At 71.6% G+C, this 16,904-nt stretch carries 16 protein-coding genes; 6 read left to right on the forward strand and 10 right to left on the reverse strand.

Annotated elements, in window-relative coordinates; translation table 11 throughout:
• Positions 1 to 107 precede the first annotated feature (107 nt).
• Positions 108 to 788, forward strand: coding sequence for an ABC transporter ATP-binding protein (locus HII36_RS04285; protein WP_173521770.1), 681 nt, complete (start codon positions 108 to 110; stop codon positions 786 to 788).
• On the forward strand, positions 776 to 1,972 hold the full coding sequence (locus tag HII36_RS04290; RefSeq protein WP_173521709.1) for an ABC transporter permease: 1,197 nt from the start codon (positions 776 to 778) through the stop codon (positions 1,970 to 1,972). The genes HII36_RS04285 and HII36_RS04290 overlap by 13 nt, the downstream gene beginning before the upstream one ends.
• On the opposite strand, the gene HII36_RS04295 is transcribed toward HII36_RS04290, so the two are convergent.
• The 6 genes from HII36_RS04295 to HII36_RS04320 form a co-directional block, all read right to left on the reverse strand.
• Positions 1,961 to 2,821: a 5-oxoprolinase subunit C family protein gene (locus tag HII36_RS04295; RefSeq protein ID WP_173521710.1), complete on the reverse strand. Its 861-nt coding sequence runs from the start codon at positions 2,819 to 2,821 to the stop codon at positions 1,961 to 1,963. The two genes, HII36_RS04290 and HII36_RS04295, sit on opposite strands and share 12 nt — an antisense overlap.
• Positions 2,818 to 3,459 (reverse strand): 5-oxoprolinase subunit B family protein, encoded by a 642-nt coding sequence (locus tag HII36_RS04300; RefSeq protein ID WP_328807585.1) that lies wholly within the window; start codon positions 3,457 to 3,459, stop codon positions 2,818 to 2,820. The genes HII36_RS04295 and HII36_RS04300 overlap by 4 nt, the downstream gene beginning before the upstream one ends.
• Positions 3,456 to 4,211, reverse strand: coding sequence for a LamB/YcsF family protein (locus HII36_RS04305; protein ID WP_173521711.1), 756 nt, complete (start codon positions 4,209 to 4,211; stop codon positions 3,456 to 3,458). The genes HII36_RS04300 and HII36_RS04305 overlap by 4 nt, the downstream gene beginning before the upstream one ends.
• Positions 4,212 to 4,233: 22 nt before the next feature.
• Complete coding sequence (locus HII36_RS04310; protein WP_173521712.1) at positions 4,234 to 5,004, reverse strand: thioesterase family protein; 771 nt, start codon at positions 5,002 to 5,004, stop codon at positions 4,234 to 4,236.
• A gap of 11 nt (positions 5,005 to 5,015) precedes the next feature.
• On the reverse strand, positions 5,016 to 6,524 hold the full coding sequence (locus tag HII36_RS04315; RefSeq protein WP_217369163.1) for a hypothetical protein: 1,509 nt from the start codon (positions 6,522 to 6,524) through the stop codon (positions 5,016 to 5,018).
• A gap of 188 nt (positions 6,525 to 6,712) precedes the next feature.
• Positions 6,713 to 6,937, reverse strand: a complete 225-nt coding sequence (locus HII36_RS04320) for a hypothetical protein (protein WP_173521713.1) — start codon at positions 6,935 to 6,937, stop codon at positions 6,713 to 6,715.
• Positions 6,938 to 7,103: 166 nt separating this feature from the next.
• On the opposite strand from HII36_RS04320, the gene HII36_RS04325 reads away from it, so the two are divergent.
• The 3 genes from HII36_RS04325 to HII36_RS04335 all read left to right on the forward strand — a co-directional run bounded on the left by HII36_RS04325 (position 7,104) and on the right by HII36_RS04335 (position 11,949).
• Positions 7,104 to 7,673, forward strand: coding sequence for an HhH-GPD-type base excision DNA repair protein (locus HII36_RS04325; RefSeq protein ID WP_173521714.1), 570 nt, complete (start codon positions 7,104 to 7,106; stop codon positions 7,671 to 7,673).
• 290 nt (positions 7,674 to 7,963) lie between these two features.
• On the forward strand, positions 7,964 to 10,057 hold the full coding sequence (locus tag HII36_RS04330; RefSeq protein ID WP_173521715.1) for a SpoIIE family protein phosphatase: 2,094 nt from the start codon (positions 7,964 to 7,966) through the stop codon (positions 10,055 to 10,057).
• Positions 10,058 to 10,299: 242 nt separating this feature from the next.
• Positions 10,300 to 11,949 (forward strand): RNA polymerase sigma factor, encoded by a 1,650-nt coding sequence (locus HII36_RS04335; RefSeq protein ID WP_173521716.1) that lies wholly within the window; start codon positions 10,300 to 10,302, stop codon positions 11,947 to 11,949.
• A gap of 285 nt (positions 11,950 to 12,234) precedes the next feature.
• Here the strand turns inward: HII36_RS04335 and HII36_RS04340 are convergent, their stop codons facing one another.
• Genes HII36_RS04340 through HII36_RS04355 form a run of 4 tightly spaced genes read right to left on the reverse strand, consistent with a single transcriptional unit; the run spans position 12,235 to position 16,051 of the window.
• On the reverse strand, positions 12,235 to 12,972 hold the full coding sequence (locus tag HII36_RS04340) for a YaaA family protein (RefSeq protein WP_173521717.1): 738 nt from the start codon (positions 12,970 to 12,972) through the stop codon (positions 12,235 to 12,237).
• A 36-nt stretch (positions 12,973 to 13,008) separates the two neighbouring features.
• Entirely contained in the window at positions 13,009 to 13,836 is an 828-nt protein-coding gene (locus HII36_RS04345; RefSeq protein ID WP_217369149.1) for a carbohydrate ABC transporter permease, read from the reverse strand.
• Positions 13,833 to 14,729, reverse strand: coding sequence for a carbohydrate ABC transporter permease (locus HII36_RS04350; protein ID WP_217369150.1), 897 nt, complete (start codon positions 14,727 to 14,729; stop codon positions 13,833 to 13,835). The genes HII36_RS04345 and HII36_RS04350 overlap by 4 nt, the downstream gene beginning before the upstream one ends.
• On the reverse strand, positions 14,726 to 16,051 hold the full coding sequence (locus HII36_RS04355; protein ID WP_173521718.1) for an ABC transporter substrate-binding protein: 1,326 nt from the start codon (positions 16,049 to 16,051) through the stop codon (positions 14,726 to 14,728). Before HII36_RS04355 ends, HII36_RS04350 begins: the two co-directional genes overlap by 4 nt.
• An 86-nt stretch (positions 16,052 to 16,137) precedes the next feature.
• On the opposite strand from HII36_RS04355, the gene HII36_RS58545 reads away from it, so the two are divergent.
• Positions 16,138 to 16,833: a GNAT family N-acetyltransferase gene (locus tag HII36_RS58545; protein WP_328807586.1), complete on the forward strand. Its 696-nt coding sequence runs from the start codon at positions 16,138 to 16,140 to the stop codon at positions 16,831 to 16,833.
• The last annotated feature ends 71 nt before the right edge of the window (positions 16,834 to 16,904 follow it).

Below are 16,904 nucleotides of genomic sequence, written 5' to 3' on the forward strand. Positions count from 1 at the left end.
GCACCCCCGACGCCCCTCACATGAACCCCGGACCCGCCGACACGAACCCTCGACCCACCGACGCGGATCCCGGACCCGCCGGCGTGAACGCCGCCCGTGTGACGCCCATGGTCCGGCTGGAGAACGTGGTGAAGACCTACGAAGGCGGTGTGACCGCGCTGCGCGGCGTGGACCTGGACATCCTGCCCGGCGAGCTGGTGGCCGTCGTCGGCCCGTCGGGCTCGGGCAAGTCGACGCTGCTGCACCTGATGGGCGTGCTCGACCGGCCCACCTCGGGGCGCGTACTCATCGCCGGGCACGACGTCGCCCGACTGCCCGACCGCGACCTGTCGGGCCTGCGCGCCTCGCTGCTCGGCTTCGTCTTCCAGCGGTTCCACCTGGCCGCGGGCGTGTCGGCGCTCCACAACGTGGCCGACGGGATGCTGTATTCCGGCGTGCCCCTGGCCGAGCGCCGCCGGCGGGCCGCGCTCGCGCTGGAGCGGGTCGGGCTGGGCGGGCGCCTGTCGCACCGGCCGCACGAGCTGTCCGGCGGAGAGCAACAGCGCGTCGCCGTGGCCAGGGCCGTCGTCAGGGAACCGGCGATACTCTACGCCGACGAGCCCACCGGCAACCTCGACAGCGCCTCGGGCGCCGAGGTGCTCAACGCGCTCAGGACGCTCAACGACGACGGCACCACCATCGTGATCATCACGCACGAGCCGGAGGTGGCCGCCGCGGCGAGCCGGCAGGTCGGCGTGCGCGACGGCCGGATCGTCTCCGACGTGAGGAGCCCGGCGTGGTCGCGGTGACGCCGTCCCGGCTGGCCGCCCGCGACCTGCTCAGGGTCGGCCTGGCAGGGCTCCGGGTGCGGCGCGCCCGCGTGGCGCTGGCCTCGCTGGGCATCGCGATCGGCATCGCCACCATGGTCGCGGTCGTCGGCATCTCCTCCTCCAGCCAGGCCGACCTGCTGCGCAGGCTCGACGAGCTGGGCACCAACCTGCTCACGGTCAAGGCGGGCCAGACCCTGGCGGGCGCGGACGCCGAGCTGCCCGAGCCGTCGGTGTCCATGGTGAGCAGGATCGACGCCGTCCACACGGTGGCCGCGACCGGCGACCTGGAGCCGCACGTCTACCGCACCGACCGCGTCCCGGCCGACAGGACCGGCGGGATCTCCGTCCGGGCGGCCACGCTCGGGCTGCTGGAGACCGTGCAGGGCCGGGTGCGCGCCGGCTCCTGGTTCACCCCGGCCAGCGAGCGCTACCCCACCGTGGTGCTCGGCTCCCTGGCCGCGCGACGGCTGGGCGTCGGCGCCGCCGGCGCCCAGGTCTGGCTGGGCGGGCGCTGGTTCACCGTGCTCGGCGTGCTCGACCCGGTGCCGCTCGCCCCCGGCATCGACCGGGCGGCGCTGGTCGGTTGGACGGCCGCGCGCGACCTGCTGGCCTTCGACGGCCACCCGACCACGCTGTACGAGCGTTCCACGCCCGAGTCGGTCGAGTCGGTCAGGAGCGTCCTGCCGCGGACGGTGAACCCGGAGTACCCGGAAGAGGTGACCGTCAGCCGTCCGTCGGACGCGCTGGCCGCGCGGGCCGCCACCGCGGGCGCCTTCACCAACCTGCTGCTCGGCCTGGGCGCCGTCGCGCTGCTGGTCGGCGGCGTGGGTGTGGCCAACACCATGGTCGTCTCCGTGCTCGAACGGCGCAGGGAGATCGGGCTCCGCCGGGCGCTCGGCGCCACCAGGGGCCACATCCGCGCCCAGTTCCTCGCCGAGTCGCTGCTGTTGTCCGGGCTCGGCGGCGTGGCCGGGCTGGCCCTCGGCACGCTGGTGACCTTCGGGTACGCGCTCGCCAACGGCCTGCCCACCCTGGTGCCGCCCTGGGCGGTCGGCGGCGGTCTGGCCGCGGTCGTGGTCATCGGCTCGCTGGCCGGGCTCTACCCCGCCGTACGGGCGGCCGGGCTCTCGCCGACGGTCGCGCTCAGCGCCTCAGGCCCCTGACCGGAGGCGGAAGCGCACCCGGTCGCCCGGGCGGAGCTGGGCGGCGATCGGCAGGTCCGCCGCGCGCACGACCCCGATCACCGGGTAGCCGCCGGTGGGCGGATGGTCGGCCAGGAACACGATCGGCTGGCCGCTCGGCGGCACCTGGATCGCCCCGGTCACCATGCCCTCACTGGCCAGCTCGCCGCGCCTGGCCCTGGTCAGCTCGGGGCCGCGCAGGCGTACCCCGACGCGGTTGCTGTCCTGGCTCACCTCGTACGGCGCCGCGCACAGCGACTCCAGCGCGCCGGACGTGAACCAGTCGTCGCGCGGCCCGGGCAGCACCCGCAGCACGGCGGGCGGCGGCCCGGGCGGCGGCGCGAGGTCCACCGGGATGTCGGCGAGCCCGGCCACCGGGCCGACCGGCAGCAGCGTGCCCGCCCGCAGCGGCGGCGGGCCGAGACCCGACAGCGCGTCGGTGGACCTGCTGCCGAGCACCGGCTCGACCGCGACGCCGCCACGCACGGCGAGATAGGTGCGCAGCCCCCAACGGGGCACGCCGAAGCGCAGCTCCGCCCCTGCGGGCACCCAGCAGGGCACGCCCATCCCGGCGGCGACGCGCGCGCCGGTCAGCACGCCCAGCGGCGCCCCCGTCAGGGCGATCCAGGCCCCGGCCGGGAAACGCAGGCGCGCCCCGCCGAACGTCAGCTCGACGCCGGCCAGGTCCTCAGGGTTGCCCACCAGCCGGTTGGCCAGCCGCAGGCTCACCGGGTCGGCCGCGCCGGACCTCGGCACCCCCAGGTGGGCGTATCCGGGCCGGCCCAGGTCCTGCACGGTCGCGTACGGTCCTGGCGCGAGCACCTCGATCATGCGCGCTCGAACCGCACCCGGGTCCCCGGACGGAACGGCGACGGCGGATCGGCCGTCACGTCCCACACGCGCAGCGAGGTGCGCCCGATCAGCCGCCACCCGCCAGGCGACGCCGACGGGTAGACCGCCGAGTAGGGCCCGGCCACCGCCACGGAACCGGCCGGCACCGAGGTGCGTGGCGTGTCGAGCCTGGGCACGTGCAGGCGCGGGTCGAGCCCGGTCAGATAGGCGAACCCGGGCGCGAACCCGAGCCAGCCCACCACCAGCTCGCGCCCGGTGTGCAGGGAGATCACCTCGTCGGCGGCGAGCCCGGCGTGCGCCGCCACGGATTCGAGGTCGGCGCCGTCGTAGACGACCGGGATCGTCACGGCCGCCCCGACGCCCTCCTCCCGCGGACCGGCGCCGCCGGCGGCGGCCAGGCAGTCGGCGGCCAGTCTGGCGCGCAGCCGCGCCAGATCGGCGCCCGGCGCCACCACCAGCACCGTCTCAGGCCCTGGCACGATGTCGGTCACCCCGGACGGCCTGCGGGCCCGCAGCGCCGCGTGGAGGCGGTGCGAGAGCGCCAGCGAACCGGTCTCCACCAGCAGCGCGTGCTCGCCGGCCGCCCTGATCACCGGCTCGCCCGCGACGGACGTCACGTGAACGCCTGCAGGACCACCCCGGCCGCCAGCAGGTCGTTGCGCACGGCACGGGCCAGCCCGACCGCGTCAGGCGTGTCTCCGTGGACGCACAGGGACCGGGCGGACATAGGGACGGAACTCCCGTCAACGGCCGTCACGGAGCCTTCCACGGCCATCTGGAGCGCACGGGCGGACACCGCCACCGCGTCGTGCAGCACCGCCCCGGCCTGCCGGCGCGGGACGAGCGTGCCCTGCGGGGTGTAGGCGCGGTCGGCGAACGCCTCGTTCACGGTGGTCACGCCCTCGGCCGCGGCCACCGCGTGCACCGCGGAGCCGGGCAGCGTGAGCACCGGCAGGCTCCTGTCGTAGTCGGCCACCGCCTCGATCACCGCCGCCGCCTGGACCTCGTCGCGGCAGATCCGGTTGTACAGGGCGCCGTGCGGCTTGACGTACGACACCCGCCCGCCCATCGCCCTGGCGATGCCGTCGACGGCGGCGAGCTGGTAGAGCACCTCGGCGCACAGCTCCTCCGGCTCGACGTCCATCTCCCTGCGGCCGAAGTGCGCCAGGTCGCGGTAGGACACCTGGGCGCCGATCGCCACGCCCCGGTCGACCGCCGCCGCGCAGGTGCGCCTGATCGTCACCGGGTCGCCGGCGTGGAAGCCGCAGGCCACGTTCGCGCTCGTGACGATGTCGAGCAGCGCGAGGTCGTCACCGAGCCGCCAGATGCCGAAGCCCTCGCCGAGATCCGCGTTGAGGTCGATCACCATGACCCCATCATGGCGTCAGTGGCTACCTCGGCGCGACGAACAACGTCTGACTCGCGGTGCCCACCTGTCCCTTCTCGTCGAAGAGCGCCGAGGTGGTCAGCCCGCGCCCGGCGGGGCCGATGGCGGTGGCGGCGTCCAGGCAGATCCACTCGCTCACCGGGGCGCGGAACAGGGAGATGACCAGGTCCACGTTGACGAACAGGTGGGTCTGGAAGTCGAGGGCGAAACTGACCCCGTTGCCGCTGTCGGCGAACAATGCCAGGCGTTCCAGCGGGGTGATCTCCTCGCCGTCGACCAGCGGGACGGTGACCCTGCCCCAGACGGTGGCCGGGCCGAGCCCCATCGGCTCGCCCTTGACGAACCGCCAGTCGAGCGCGCGCCCGTAGCCGAACCCGGAGGCCAGCCACGAGTCGCCGGCGTCGGCGGGACGCGGCGGCACCGGCGCGGGCGGCTCTGGCGCGGCGGTCGACGGCGTCTGCGCGGTGCGGATGCGCCAGGCGGTCGCCCTGGCGAACTCCCGCCCGCCCGCGCGCACGCTCGCGGTCAGGCACTGCACGCGCTTGCCGTCGCGGATCACCTCGGCGCCGATCTCCAGCTCCCCGATGGGGACGGGCGCGAACACCTCCACCGCCAGCCGCGACAGCTCCAGCCCAGGACGCGGCTCCGCGCGGGCCAGCTCGTGCAGGATCAGCGCGGTGACCGGGCCCATGTGCTGGGTGCCCGGATCCCATGGACCCTGCGTGTGCTCCGATGCCAGGTAACGTCCCGCGGCCAGGCGGGTGTACATCGCCATAGAAGAAGATTCTAGATCTCGTCCGGGATGTCCGCGATGTCGTCGAGGGCCGCGGCCAGTTCGTCCGGGTCGCCGCCGATGCGCTCGGCGATCTCGATCAGCACGTGCAGCACGTCGTGGCGGTCGTGGCCCAGGTCGAGCAGGCGCTGGGCGGCCTCCCAGAGCTGCGGCGGGTCGCCGTCCCACAGCCGGGTGGCGATCTCCTCGTGCCAGGCCAGGTGCTCCTGGTCGATCAGGCCGCCGTGGTCGATCTCCAGCAGCGTGCGCCGGTCGGCCTGGTCGGCCGGGTCGAGCTTGTCGAGGTCGATGCCGTTGTGCACGCCCTGCAGGTACGGGAACGCGAACACCCGCCTGGCCAGCGCGGACAGGTCGCCGTCCGGCAGCAGCCGCTCCAGCAGCGGCCGGTCGAGACCGAACGACGTCGGGTCGCGGTAGGCCTCGGGGAACTTGCCGGTGGCCTCCCACACCGCGTCGAGCGTGGCCTTGAGCCCCTGCTCGGGCAGGCCGGTGCGGTGCGCGGCGAAACGCACCCACGCCGACAGCACGTGCGGCATGGCCTCCTGCTCGGCCTCGCTCAGCATGACCTTGCGCGGCAGCCAGTCGAGCAGGAACGTCTCGCACTTGGTCGGGCTGACCCGAAGCGGACGGCTGAAGTCCTGCTCGCAGCCGTAGCCGATGATGTGGTCGGCGCAGCGCGAGGCCGCCGACGGGTCGGACAGGTGCTCGGCCGCGTCGGAGGCCAGGAACTCGGCCGCGAGCATGGCCCGGCGCTCCCTGCTGTAGGGCGCCTCGATGCGCAGCGGCGCCGGACGCTTGCGGCCCGGCGGCAGCGCCTTCAGCCTGGCGCGGGCGAAGGCGTGGTAGGCGCTGTAGCTCTCGCTGACCGGCGGCGGGGTCTTGGGCTCCCTGGTGGCCTTCATGGCCGATTCGAGCAGCGCCCTGGCCTGCTGCGGCTCGATCTCCTCGAACAGCAGCATCGGGTTGCCCGCCGCCTCGGCGCGCGCCTGTTCGAGCAGCTTGTCGACCTGGGACGACACCCAGGCGTCACGCGCCATGCCGGACATATTGTAGTCGACCACCACGACCAGCGCGTGCCTGTCGGCGCCAGGCTCGCCGATCGCGGGGCCCGCGCCCTCGGCGTTCCTGTAGGCGAACGTGCAGATCACGGTGTCCTGGTCGCCGTAGGCGTCGCGGGAGACGTAGCAGCCGGTCGGCTTGACCGCGCCCACCCGGTCGGCCCAGCCCGGCCTGGCCACGCCGGACTCCATCATCGCCAGCGCCGCGCCCTCGGCCTTGGCGCCCTGGCGCGCGGTGCCGAGGTAGGCCAGGCAGATCAGCAGCGTGAGCGACGCCGGCGTGCCCGCCTTGGCGGCGTAGTCGACCAGCCCTTCGCCCAGCACCTGCTCGACGTCGCCGCCCCGGACCCGCCTGCCCCACCAGGCGCCGATCATGTCGGACACCATCAACTCCGCGTCGAGTGGGCTGCGCACGGCGAGCAGCTCGCGGGCCGCCTGCACCATCTCCTTGAACACGTCGTCGGGCGGGGTGCTCTCCCGGGGATCTCGTCGGTGTCGGCGCACGCCCTCACTCTCTCGTATTCCAGGCGGAAACGGTGCGTAGAACGCGGCCTGGTGACCCCGATGTTATCGGGGAGGTGGTGGCGGAGGCACGCTTCCCGCGCGCCGTCCTGTAGGGGTCGAGCGGGGACTCAGCGGGGACTTCGCGGCGGAGGCGCGGAGTTCACGATCGCGAGCAGGTGCTCACGGGCGATGCGTTCGACGATCTCGGGTGTCGCCTTGATGCCGAGATGCTGCGCGCACGCGCACGCATCGGCCACACAGCGGTCGATGGTGTCCACGGGCACGGTCAGGAACTCTTCGGTCAGCCGGAGACTGACCGGCTCCCTGAGGAAGCGTGTGGCCAGAGCGAGCATAGATGTGAAATTCCTCTGGACGCCCAGGGGCAAACCCCCAGGAAAGTATGCAGGGCGACTTGCGCTCCCCATTTCATCTTTTCTCGGGCGCGTGTCAACCCTCCGAAGAGCCTGTGTTCACTTCACGATTCGCTCTCCCGGAGGGCTTTCGTGCGAAGCTGTTCCCATGCGCATCCAGCTCGCCCAGCGGAGCGAGGCCGACGAGTTGCTCGGCCGCAGCCCGCTCGCCCTGCTCGTCGGCATGCTGCTCGATCAGCAGATCCCGATGGAGTGGGCGTTCACGGGCCCGCACACCATCTCGCAGCGCCTCGGTCACGACCTCACCGCCGAGGAGATCGCCTCCTACGACCCCGAGGCGTTCGCCGCACTGCTCGCCGAGAAGCCGGCCGTGCACCGCTATCCGAAGTCCATGGCGGCCCGCGTCCAGCAACTGGCTGCGTACCTGGTCGAACAGTACGACGGTAAGCCGGAGCTGATCTGGACCGAGGCCGCCGACGGCAAAGAGTTGCTGAAACGACTCATGGCCCTGCCGGGATACGGCAAGCAGAAGGCCCAGATCTTTTTGGCATTGCTGGGCAAGCAGCTGGGGGTCGAGCCGACAGGCTGGCGGGAGGCCGCGGGTCCCTACGGCGAGGAAGGGTCCTTCCGTTCGGTCGCCGACGTGGTCGACACCGACAGCCTGGGGCGCGTCAGGGCCGCCAAGCAGGAGGCCAAGAAGGCGGCCAAGGCCCGATAGCGGGCGCAGTAGCCTGATCTTGCTGCGCGACGTGGAGCGACTTTGACAGGATGCGTTCACCCCAATGATCAGCTCAGGCGACAAGGCGAGGACGACCGCGTTGACGACAGTGTTGACGACCACGTTGACGACAACGCTGACGACAGGGCGGCGGCAGGGGCTTCCTTCCGCACCTGCCCATCGCCGATGATGTACTGCAGAATCCGGTCGCCCGGAGCTGCGCTACGCCGATACACAGTTATGGAGATGTGCCGCGTGGGAGACCCTGGCACGCGACGGAGGTGCCGACCATGAGCGCCGAGACCTCCGTTCCCCGTCCCCGGGAGTCGGATGTGGACATCTCAGACTCCGCCCTCATCAAGGGCCTGCTGTCGGAGGCGGAGTTCGCCTTCGCGTTCTTTGACGCCGATGGCCGCATCCAGCGGGTCAACGACGTGTTCAGCGACGTCGTCAACGTGCCCGCCGACCGGCTGGTCGGGCGCACGCCGGTCGAGGCGCTCGCCGCCGACCTGGGCCAGATCATGACCCACGCGGCCCAGGCCGTCATGGAGAGCGACGCCCCGGTCACCGAGGGCCGCGTCCGCGTGCGCTCCGCCGAGGGCGACACGCGGCACTGGTCGCTGTCGTTCTCGCCGGTCCACGACGACGCCGGCGAGCTGCGCGCGATCGCGCTCGTCGGCCTCGACGTCACCGAGCGCAGCCAGACCGAGGAGGCGCTGCGGCGCAGCGAGGAGCGCTACCGCTCGCTGGTCGAGGCGCAGTCCCAGCTCGTCTGGATCACCTCGCCCACCGGCGCGGTGACCGAGGACGCCGCCCAGTGGCGCGCCATCACCGGCCAGGGCCTGGAGGAATACCTGGCCAACGGCTGGCTCGACGTCGTGCACCCCGAGGAGCGCCAGCACACCGAGGAGGCGTGGCGCGAGGCGCTGCGCGGCCGGACCATGTTCGAGTGGAACTACCGGGTCCGCACCCGGGCCAGCGGCTACCGGCACTTCGAGGTGCGCGCCGTGCCGATCATCAGGCACGGCAGGGTGGTCGAGTGGGTCGGCGCGAACACCGACGTCACGCCGCAGCGCGAGGCCGAGGAGATGCGCGGCAGGCTGACCGACCAGCTCGGCGCCGCCGCCCTGCGCACCGCCAGGCTGCAGGGCGCCACCGCGCTGCTGGCCGAGGCGCTCACGGTCGAGCAGGTGGTGCAGGTCATCATCGACGTGGGCCGCACCGCGCTGGCCGCCGACCGTTCGGCCGTCGCGCTGCTCGACACCGACCGCGCCGCGCTCAAGCTGGTCAACGGCGAAGGCATCCCCGAGGCGTCCGGCGCGTCGGGCGAGGAGATCCCGCTGCAGTCGTCCAGCGTGATGACGATCGCGGTCAACAGCCGCAGACCGGTCTTCGCCGAGTCGCCGGACAGCCTGAAGTCGCAGCTCCTGGAGGCGGGCGGCGACGAGGAGGTGCTGGCCAACTACCTGGCGGGCAGCGACGAGCGGGCCTGGGTGGGCCTGCCCCTGCTGGCGGCCGGGCGGGCGCTCGGCGCGCTGCGCTTCTCGTTCACCAGACCGCAGAAGATCTCCCAGGAGGACGGCGTCTTCCTGGAGGCGCTGGCCGGGCAGTGCGCGCTCGCCGTCGAGCGGGCCACGCTGTTCGAGCGCGAGCACCGCACCGCCGAGACCCTGCAGCGCAGCCTGCTGCCCGACCGCCTGCCCGTGGTCAAGGGCCTGGTGCTGGCCCAGCGCTTCCGCTCGGGCAGCCGCCACGTGCAGGTCGGCGGCGACTGGTACGACGCGTTCGTCCTGCAGGACGGGCGCGTGGCGGCCGTCGTGGGCGACGTCATGGGCAAGGGCGTCAAGGCGGCCGCCGGCATGGGCCGCATCCGCAACGCCATGCGGGCGCTGGCGCTGACCAACCCGCCGCCCGCGGCCGTGCTGACCGGGCTCGACCGGGTCTTCGAGGCCACCGAGGAGGAAGAGCAGGTCACGACGCTGGCGTACATGGTCGTCGAGCCCGTCACCGGCGAGGGCACGCTGGCGCTGGCCGGCCACCCGCCGCCCGTGCTGGTCTCTCCGCAGGGCACGGCGATCCTCTGCGACGCCGAGCCGGGCACTCCGCTGGGCTGGCCGACCAGCCGAAGGCAGTTCCGGTTCGTGGTGCCGCCCGGCCATACCGCCGTGCTCTACTCCGACGGACTCGTGGAGAACAGGAAGCGCGGACTGGATGCCGGACTCGCGGAGCTTTGCAGTGTTGTGACCGAAGCGCCACCTGAGGTGGTGAGTAGTCCGCACATGCTGCTGGACTTCCTGGTTGACCGGATGTTGTCGGGATATGAACAGGATGATGACGTTACCGCGCTCGCGATTCACGTTCCGCCGGCCACGAAGAGTGACTGAATGAAACAGTCATAAGGGTTGCTTTCGGGTATCAGTGCCGCCCTTACGTACGCACTACTGTCTGGGTCGGCCTAGGGTGGAGGTCAACCGCCGGGAGGTGGCCGTATGGAGTGCGAGGTCGTGCCACAATGCTGTGCAGGCCTGTCGCGGTCCGCACGGCCTCACCGATCTCCGAGAGAGGCATCAGCCCCCCAGCGGGCATCTGGGTCCATTGTCGCCACGCGTTCGTTCGAGAGGTGTTCGTGTCGCCTGCAAGTTCGACTCGCTCGAAGCCACAAGAGCTGAACGAGCCCGTCATTCAGCGACTGCTCGAGCGTGGGCGCTCGCAGGGTTTCCTCGAGTCTGAGGATGTCCGTCAGGCCTTCGAGGAGGCGGACATCCCCATGTCGCACGCCGCCGCGTTCTTGCGGAACCTCAGCAAAGAGGGCGTGACCGTGGTGGTGACCGCCGCGGATTCGGCTGCGCCGAAGAAGAAGCCTCGAGGTTCAGCAAAGCGCCAGACCGCCGCCCCCGTCAAGACCAAGACGGCGGCGGCCGCCAAAGAGCAGCAGCCCGAGACCGTGACCGCGGTCGTGGGCACCGCCGAAGCCGAGCCGGCCGCCAAGAAGGCGGCCCCAGCCAAGAAGGCCGCTCCCGCGGCGAAGAAGGCCGCGGCACCCGCCGCCGCCAAGAAGGCCAAGCCAGACAACGCTGGGCCTGCCGAGACCAAGCCCAAGGGCACCGAGGGCCCCAAGTCGTCCGACGACGATGACGACATCGAGCTCGACGGCGACGTGGAGCTGGAGGACCTCGAAGACCTCGAAGTCGACGACGACGAGATCGTGGCCGAGGGCGACACCGAAAGCGACGACTCCGAGTCCGACGACGACGAGCCCAAGGCCGCCGACATGGCCGCCGTGGAGAAGAGCGAGGACGAAGTCCTCATCCTCTCCGACGACGACGATGACGCCCCGGTCGCGCAGGTCGCCGCCGCCGGCGCCACCGCCGACCCGGTCAAGGACTATCTCAAGCAGATCGGCAAGGTCCCCCTGCTCAACGCCGAGCAGGAGGTCGAGCTGGCCAAGCGCATCGAGGCCGGCCTGTTCGCCGAGGAGCAGCTGGGCGGCGGCGAGGCCGACAGCCTGCCCGTCGACGTCCGCGCCGAACTCGAATGGATCGCCGAAGACGGCCGCCGGGCCAAGAACCACCTGCTGGAGGCCAACCTCCGCCTGGTGGTCTCGCTGGCCAAGCGCTACACCGGCCGCGGCATGCTCTTCCTGGACCTGATCCAGGAGGGCAACCTGGGCCTGATCCGCGCGGTGGAGAAGTTCGACTACACCAAGGGCTACAAGTTCTCCACCTACGCCACGTGGTGGATCCGGCAGGCGATCACGCGTGCCATGGCCGACCAGGCGCGGACCATCCGCATCCCGGTCCACATGGTCGAAGTGATCAACAAGCTGGCCCGCGTCCAGCGGCAGATGCTGCAGGACCTCGGCCGCGAGCCCACGCCGGAAGAGCTCGCCCGTGAGCTGGACATGACCCCCGAGAAGGTGGTCGAGGTCCAGAAGTACGGGCGCGAGCCCATCTCGCTGCACACCCCGCTGGGTGAGGAGGGCGACAGCGAGTTCGGCGACCTCATCGAGGACTCCGAGGCCATCGTCCCGGCCGACGCGGTCAGCTTCACGCTGCTGCAGGAGCAGCTGCACTCGGTCCTCGACACGCTGTCGGAGCGCGAGGCGGGCGTGGTGTCCATGCGCTTCGGCCTCACCGACGGCCAGCCGAAGACGCTCGACGAGATCGGCAAGGTCTACGGGGTGACGCGCGAGCGCATCCGGCAGATCGAGTCGAAGACCATGTCGAAGCTGCGGCACCCGTCGCGGTCGCAGGTACTGCGCGACTACCTCGACTGATCGCCTGTTCGGTCTGATCGGTTCGTACGTCCGGGACCCCGGCGTCGCCCTCACGGGCGGCCCGGGGTCCCGCCGTTTCACGGGCCCTGGGCCTGGGTTGCGTTTCGCCGCGCCCGGCCTCGAAGGCGCCGATGCGGGTCCGGGCTGCTGCACGCCGCAGGACACCCGCAGGCCGCAGGACGGGAAGCCGGGCGGACGCCTGGGGGAGTGGCCTGCCGCCGTCGTGGCACGCCCACCACGTGGGACCCGAGGCCCAGGCGGGCACGCACCCCGGCCCGGGAGAGGTCAGGGGAGGGCGATGTCCAGGGTCCAGGGGCGGCCGGCGCGGGCCGGGGGCGTGAGCGTCACGGCGTAGCCCAGGTCGGCGAGGAGTTTGGCCAGTTCCTCCGGCGACCCGGGCTCGGCGCCCGACCGCAGCAGCGCGCGGGCGATCTCGCCCCGGGTGGCCTTGGCCATGTGGCTGACCACCTTGCCGCCCTTGAACACCCGCACCCCCACCGACCGTTCGCCCGGCTGCCAGGCCCCCGCGTACGTGGCCGACCGCAGGTCCACCACCAACCCAGGCACCCCGTCGAGCTCCTTGGCGATCAACGGCCGCCAGAAGGCCGCCAGAGCGCCCAGCGGCGGCAGGTTGACCCCCATGGACAACCGGTAAGGCGGAACCCGGTCCGTGACCCTCAGGACGCCCCACAGGCCCGAGAAGATCAGGACGCTCTCCTCGGCCCGCCTCCTGGCGTCGTCCTCCAGGGTGTTCAGGCCGAGATTGTCGTACAGGACGCCGGTGTAGAGGTCGGCGGCGGGGAGCGTGGGTGCGGTCTTCAGCGCCGCGTTCTTGGCCAGTTCGCCCGCCAGGCCGGGCGTCAGGCCCAGGACGTCGAGGGCGTCGCGGCGCTTGGACGCCCGGACGAGCGCGCTCATGACACGCTTACGGTGCCTGTCCAGCTTGGGGAACGACAGAGACGAGACGGGAGGCCCGTCCCCTTCGGTGGCCTTCCCCTCGGACGGCGGCAACAGGATCAGCACGACCAGCAAGCCTATAAGTCCAGGCAGACGGCTGGTTCACCGCTGCCCGGTGGTGGCGATGCCGCGGACGAAGTGGCGCTGGCCGAGGAAGAAGACGACGATCAGCGGCACGGTGGTGATGACGCTCGCGGCGAGCACGATCTCCCACTTCGGGTCGCCGCCCTGGTAGAACCGGTCGACGATCGCCTTCAGGCCTCTGGGCAGCGTGTACAGCGCCGGGTCCTGCAGGTAGATGAGGGGTTTCATGAGGTCGAACCAGCTCGCCTTCAGCTCGAAGACGAACGCGATGATCAGCGCCGGTCTCGACAGCGGGAGCGCGATCCGCCAGAACAGGTCCAGGTAGGTGGCCCCGTCCACCCTGGCCGCCTCGAACACGTAGCGCGGGACGCTCAGCAGGAACTGGCGCAGCAGGAAGATGTAGAAGGCCGAGCCGAACAGGTTGGCCGCCCAGAGCGGCACCTGCGTGCCGGTGAGGCCGAGCGCGTTCCACACCAGGAACGTGGGCACCAGCGTGACCGCGCCCGGCAGCATCATCGTGCCCAGCACACTGGCGAAGAGCAGGTTGCGGCCGGGGAAGCGGAAGTAGGCGAAGCCGAAGGCCACGAACGCGCTCGACAGCGTCACGGCCGCCGCCGCGGCCAGCCCCACCACCAGGCTGTTGAACAGCCACACCAGCATCGGCGCGGCCTGCCAGACCGAGACGTAGTTCTCCGGCGCGAACGGCGAGGGCCACGGCGTGAACGGGTCGGAGAAGGTGTGGGCGCGCGGCTTCAGCGAGGCCACGACCAGCCACACGAACGGATACAGGAACACCGCCGAGGCCGCCGCGAGCATGACGGCGAAGAACGTCCGCCGGGCCGTCACGGCCGCTCCTCGTAGTGCACCAGGCGGTTGCCCACCCGCCACTGCACCACCGTGACCAGCGCGATCACCAGGAACAACCCCCACGCCAGCGCCGAGGCGTATCCCATCCGCAGGAACTGGAACGCCTGCTGGAACAGGTAGACGACGTAGAACAGCGCCGCGTCGCCCGAGGACTCCTGGGTGAGCTGGTTGCCGAAGAACATGGCGTAGACCTGGTCGAACAGCTGCAACGAGGTGATCGTGTTGATGATCACGACGAAGAACAGCGCCGGGCTGATCATCGGCAGCGTGATGTGCAGGAACAGCCGGAACCGGCCCGCGCCGTCGATCCTGGCCGCCTCGACCAGCTCTCGCGGCACGTCGCGCAGGGCGGCGAACAGGATGATCGTGGTCGAGCCCAGGTTCCACAGCGACATGAGCACGATGCCGGGCAGGATCCAGTCCGGGTCGCTGGTCCAGTGCGGGCCCTCGACCCCGAACAGGCCGAGGAACTGGTTCACCATCCCGGCCTGGCCGTTCAGCAGGAACAGGAACAGCACCCCGACGGCCACGTACGGCGTCATCGACGGCAGGTAGAAGACCGTGCGGAAGAAGCCGGCGCCGCGCCCGCCGAGCCGGTCGAGCATCAGCGCGAGCACCAGCGCCAGCCCGATGGCCAGCGGCACGTGCAGGGCCGTGTAGAAGGCGGTGTTGCCGACGGCCAGCGCCACCTTCGGGTCCTCCAGCATGCGCCGGTAGTTGTCCAGCCCGGCGAAGCCCGCCCCGCCGATCAGGTCGTAGTGGGTGAACGACAGCACCAGGCTGGCCAGCATCGGCCCGAGCTGGAAGAGCACCAGGCCGATGAGCCAGGGGAGCAGGAACACGTACCCCCAGCGCGTGGAGCCGGCGGTCACGAGGTGGCCTTGGCGATGGCCGCCCGCGACTCCGACTGGGCCTGCTCCAGCGCGGCCCGCAGCTCCTGGCGGCCGGTCAGCACCCGGCTCACCGCGTTCTCCCAGGCGCTCCTGAACTCCGCGGACGCCGCCGTCTGCGGCACCGAGAACCCGGCGCCCCACACCGACCTGATCGTCTTGACCGCGTCGTCGAACGGCTTGCGCCCGCTGGGCCGGACGATCTGGCCGAAGATGACCTCGTCGGCCCTGGCGTTTCCGGTGTAGGTGCCGATGTTCACCTTGTTCTCCTGGGTGCGCTTGGCCTGCCTGGCCTTGGCCGCGGCGATCCAGGTGTCGGCGGCGGTCATCGTCTTGATCCACCTGCACGCCATGGCGGGGTTCGCCGCGCCCTTGGGCACCACCCAGGCGTTGCCGCCGACGTAGTTGATCGGGTTGCCCGCGCGGTCCTTGACGGGGAGCACGGTGATGTCGGCGTCCGGGCTGCTGCCGGCCATCGCGCTGATCACGAACTGCTCGCTGAGCATCGCGCCGAGCTGGTCCTTGACGAACGGGTTGGCCTCGCCGAAGTAGTCGAACGTGTCGGTGAACGCCTTGAGCCGGCGCCAGCCGCCCTGCGACTCGACCAGGCCGGCGGCGTACGTCAGCGCCTCGACGACCTTGGGATCGGTGAGACGGGGCGTGCGGCCGTCGGCGGACAGCAGGTCGGCGCCGTTGGCCTTGGCCCACAGCGGCAGGAACTCCGGCAGTTTGGGGTGGAGGCCGAAGCGGCGGACCTTGCCGTCCTCGATCTTGGTCAGCTTCTTCGCCAGGCTCGCCAGGGCGTCCCAGTCGGAGGTGTCGATGCTCGCCGGGTCGACGCCCGCCTCCCTGGCGGCCTTGTTGTTCACGATCAGGACGACCGAGTTGTAGAACTCCGGCAGGGCGAACCACCTGCCGTCGTACCTGACCTGCTGCCTGGCGGCCGGATAGAAGTCGCCGGTGGGGATGGACTCCCTGGCCAGGCAGTCGTCCAGGGGCTGGATCGCGCCTCTGGCGGCGTAGCTGCCGATGCGGTCGCGGCCCAGGTACACCACGTCGGGCGGGTTGCCCGCGGCGATCGCCGACAGGAACGCCTGCTCGTCGAACGCGCCCTCGTTCATGCGGAGCGCGACGCCGGGGTTGGCCCGTTCGAAGGCGTCCACGCGTACCGTGGCGATCTCGTCGGGGAGGCCGAAGCCCATGGTGGACAGCGACTGGGCCGCGCTCGGGCCGCCGCCTCCGCCCACGCCGCCGCACGCGCTCAGCAGGAGGATTCCGGCCAGCGCCGGAGCTAATCGGGACATGGTGCCGCCTTTCCCTCGCGCCGTGCGACTTAACGGGGAAAGGTCGGCCAAACCTCCTGCGGTGCAGGTCAGCTAGGCTGCGGCGGGTGAATTTCGACCTTCTTGTGCACCAGGCTTGGCCCGCGTACGAGCAGCGGTCCCACGACGGCTGGGTCCTGCGTTACGCCGGGGGCGTCACCAAGCGGGCCAACAGCGTCCTGGCCCTGAGCGAACCCGCCGATCTCGACGCGGCCGTCGCCGCCGCCGAGCGTTTCTACGGCGAGCGCGGGCAGCGCACGGCGTTCTCGCTCGGCCCAGGCACGCCCGCCGGGCTGGACGAGGAGCTGGCGCGGCGCGGCTACGAGCTGGTCGACCCCACCGTCATCATGGCCGGCGCGCCCGCGGGCACCCCTGATCACTTGGTACGTGTGGAGGACCGGCCGTGGGAGTCGTGGCTGGAGACGTGGTGGGCGGTGGACGGCAGGTTCGGCGCCGGCATCGAGGAGGCGGAACGCATCTGCACCGGCGTGCCGGCCTGGTACGCGGCGGTCGAGGAGAACGGCGAGACCCTGGCCGTCGGCCGGGCCGTGGCGCAGGGGGACACGCTGGGGATCTACTGCATGGCCACCCGGCCTCAGGCGCGGCGGCGCGGCCTGGCCAGGAGCGTGCTGCGGGCGCTGGTACGGCACGCGGGGGCGCGCTCGGCGTACCTGGTGACGACGGCGCCCAACCTGGGGGCCCAGGCGTTGTACCGGGCCGAGGGCTTCGAGCTCGCCGGGCGATACCACTACCGGGTGAAATAATCGGATGATTACGGGAACGCGAACGGCGATCCCGGGCATGCCGGAATCGCCGTTCGCGTTGACGCTATGTG

Source organism: Nonomuraea antri (assembly GCF_013283785.1).
Lineage (GTDB): Bacteria > Actinomycetota > Actinomycetes > Streptosporangiales > Streptosporangiaceae > Nonomuraea > Nonomuraea antri.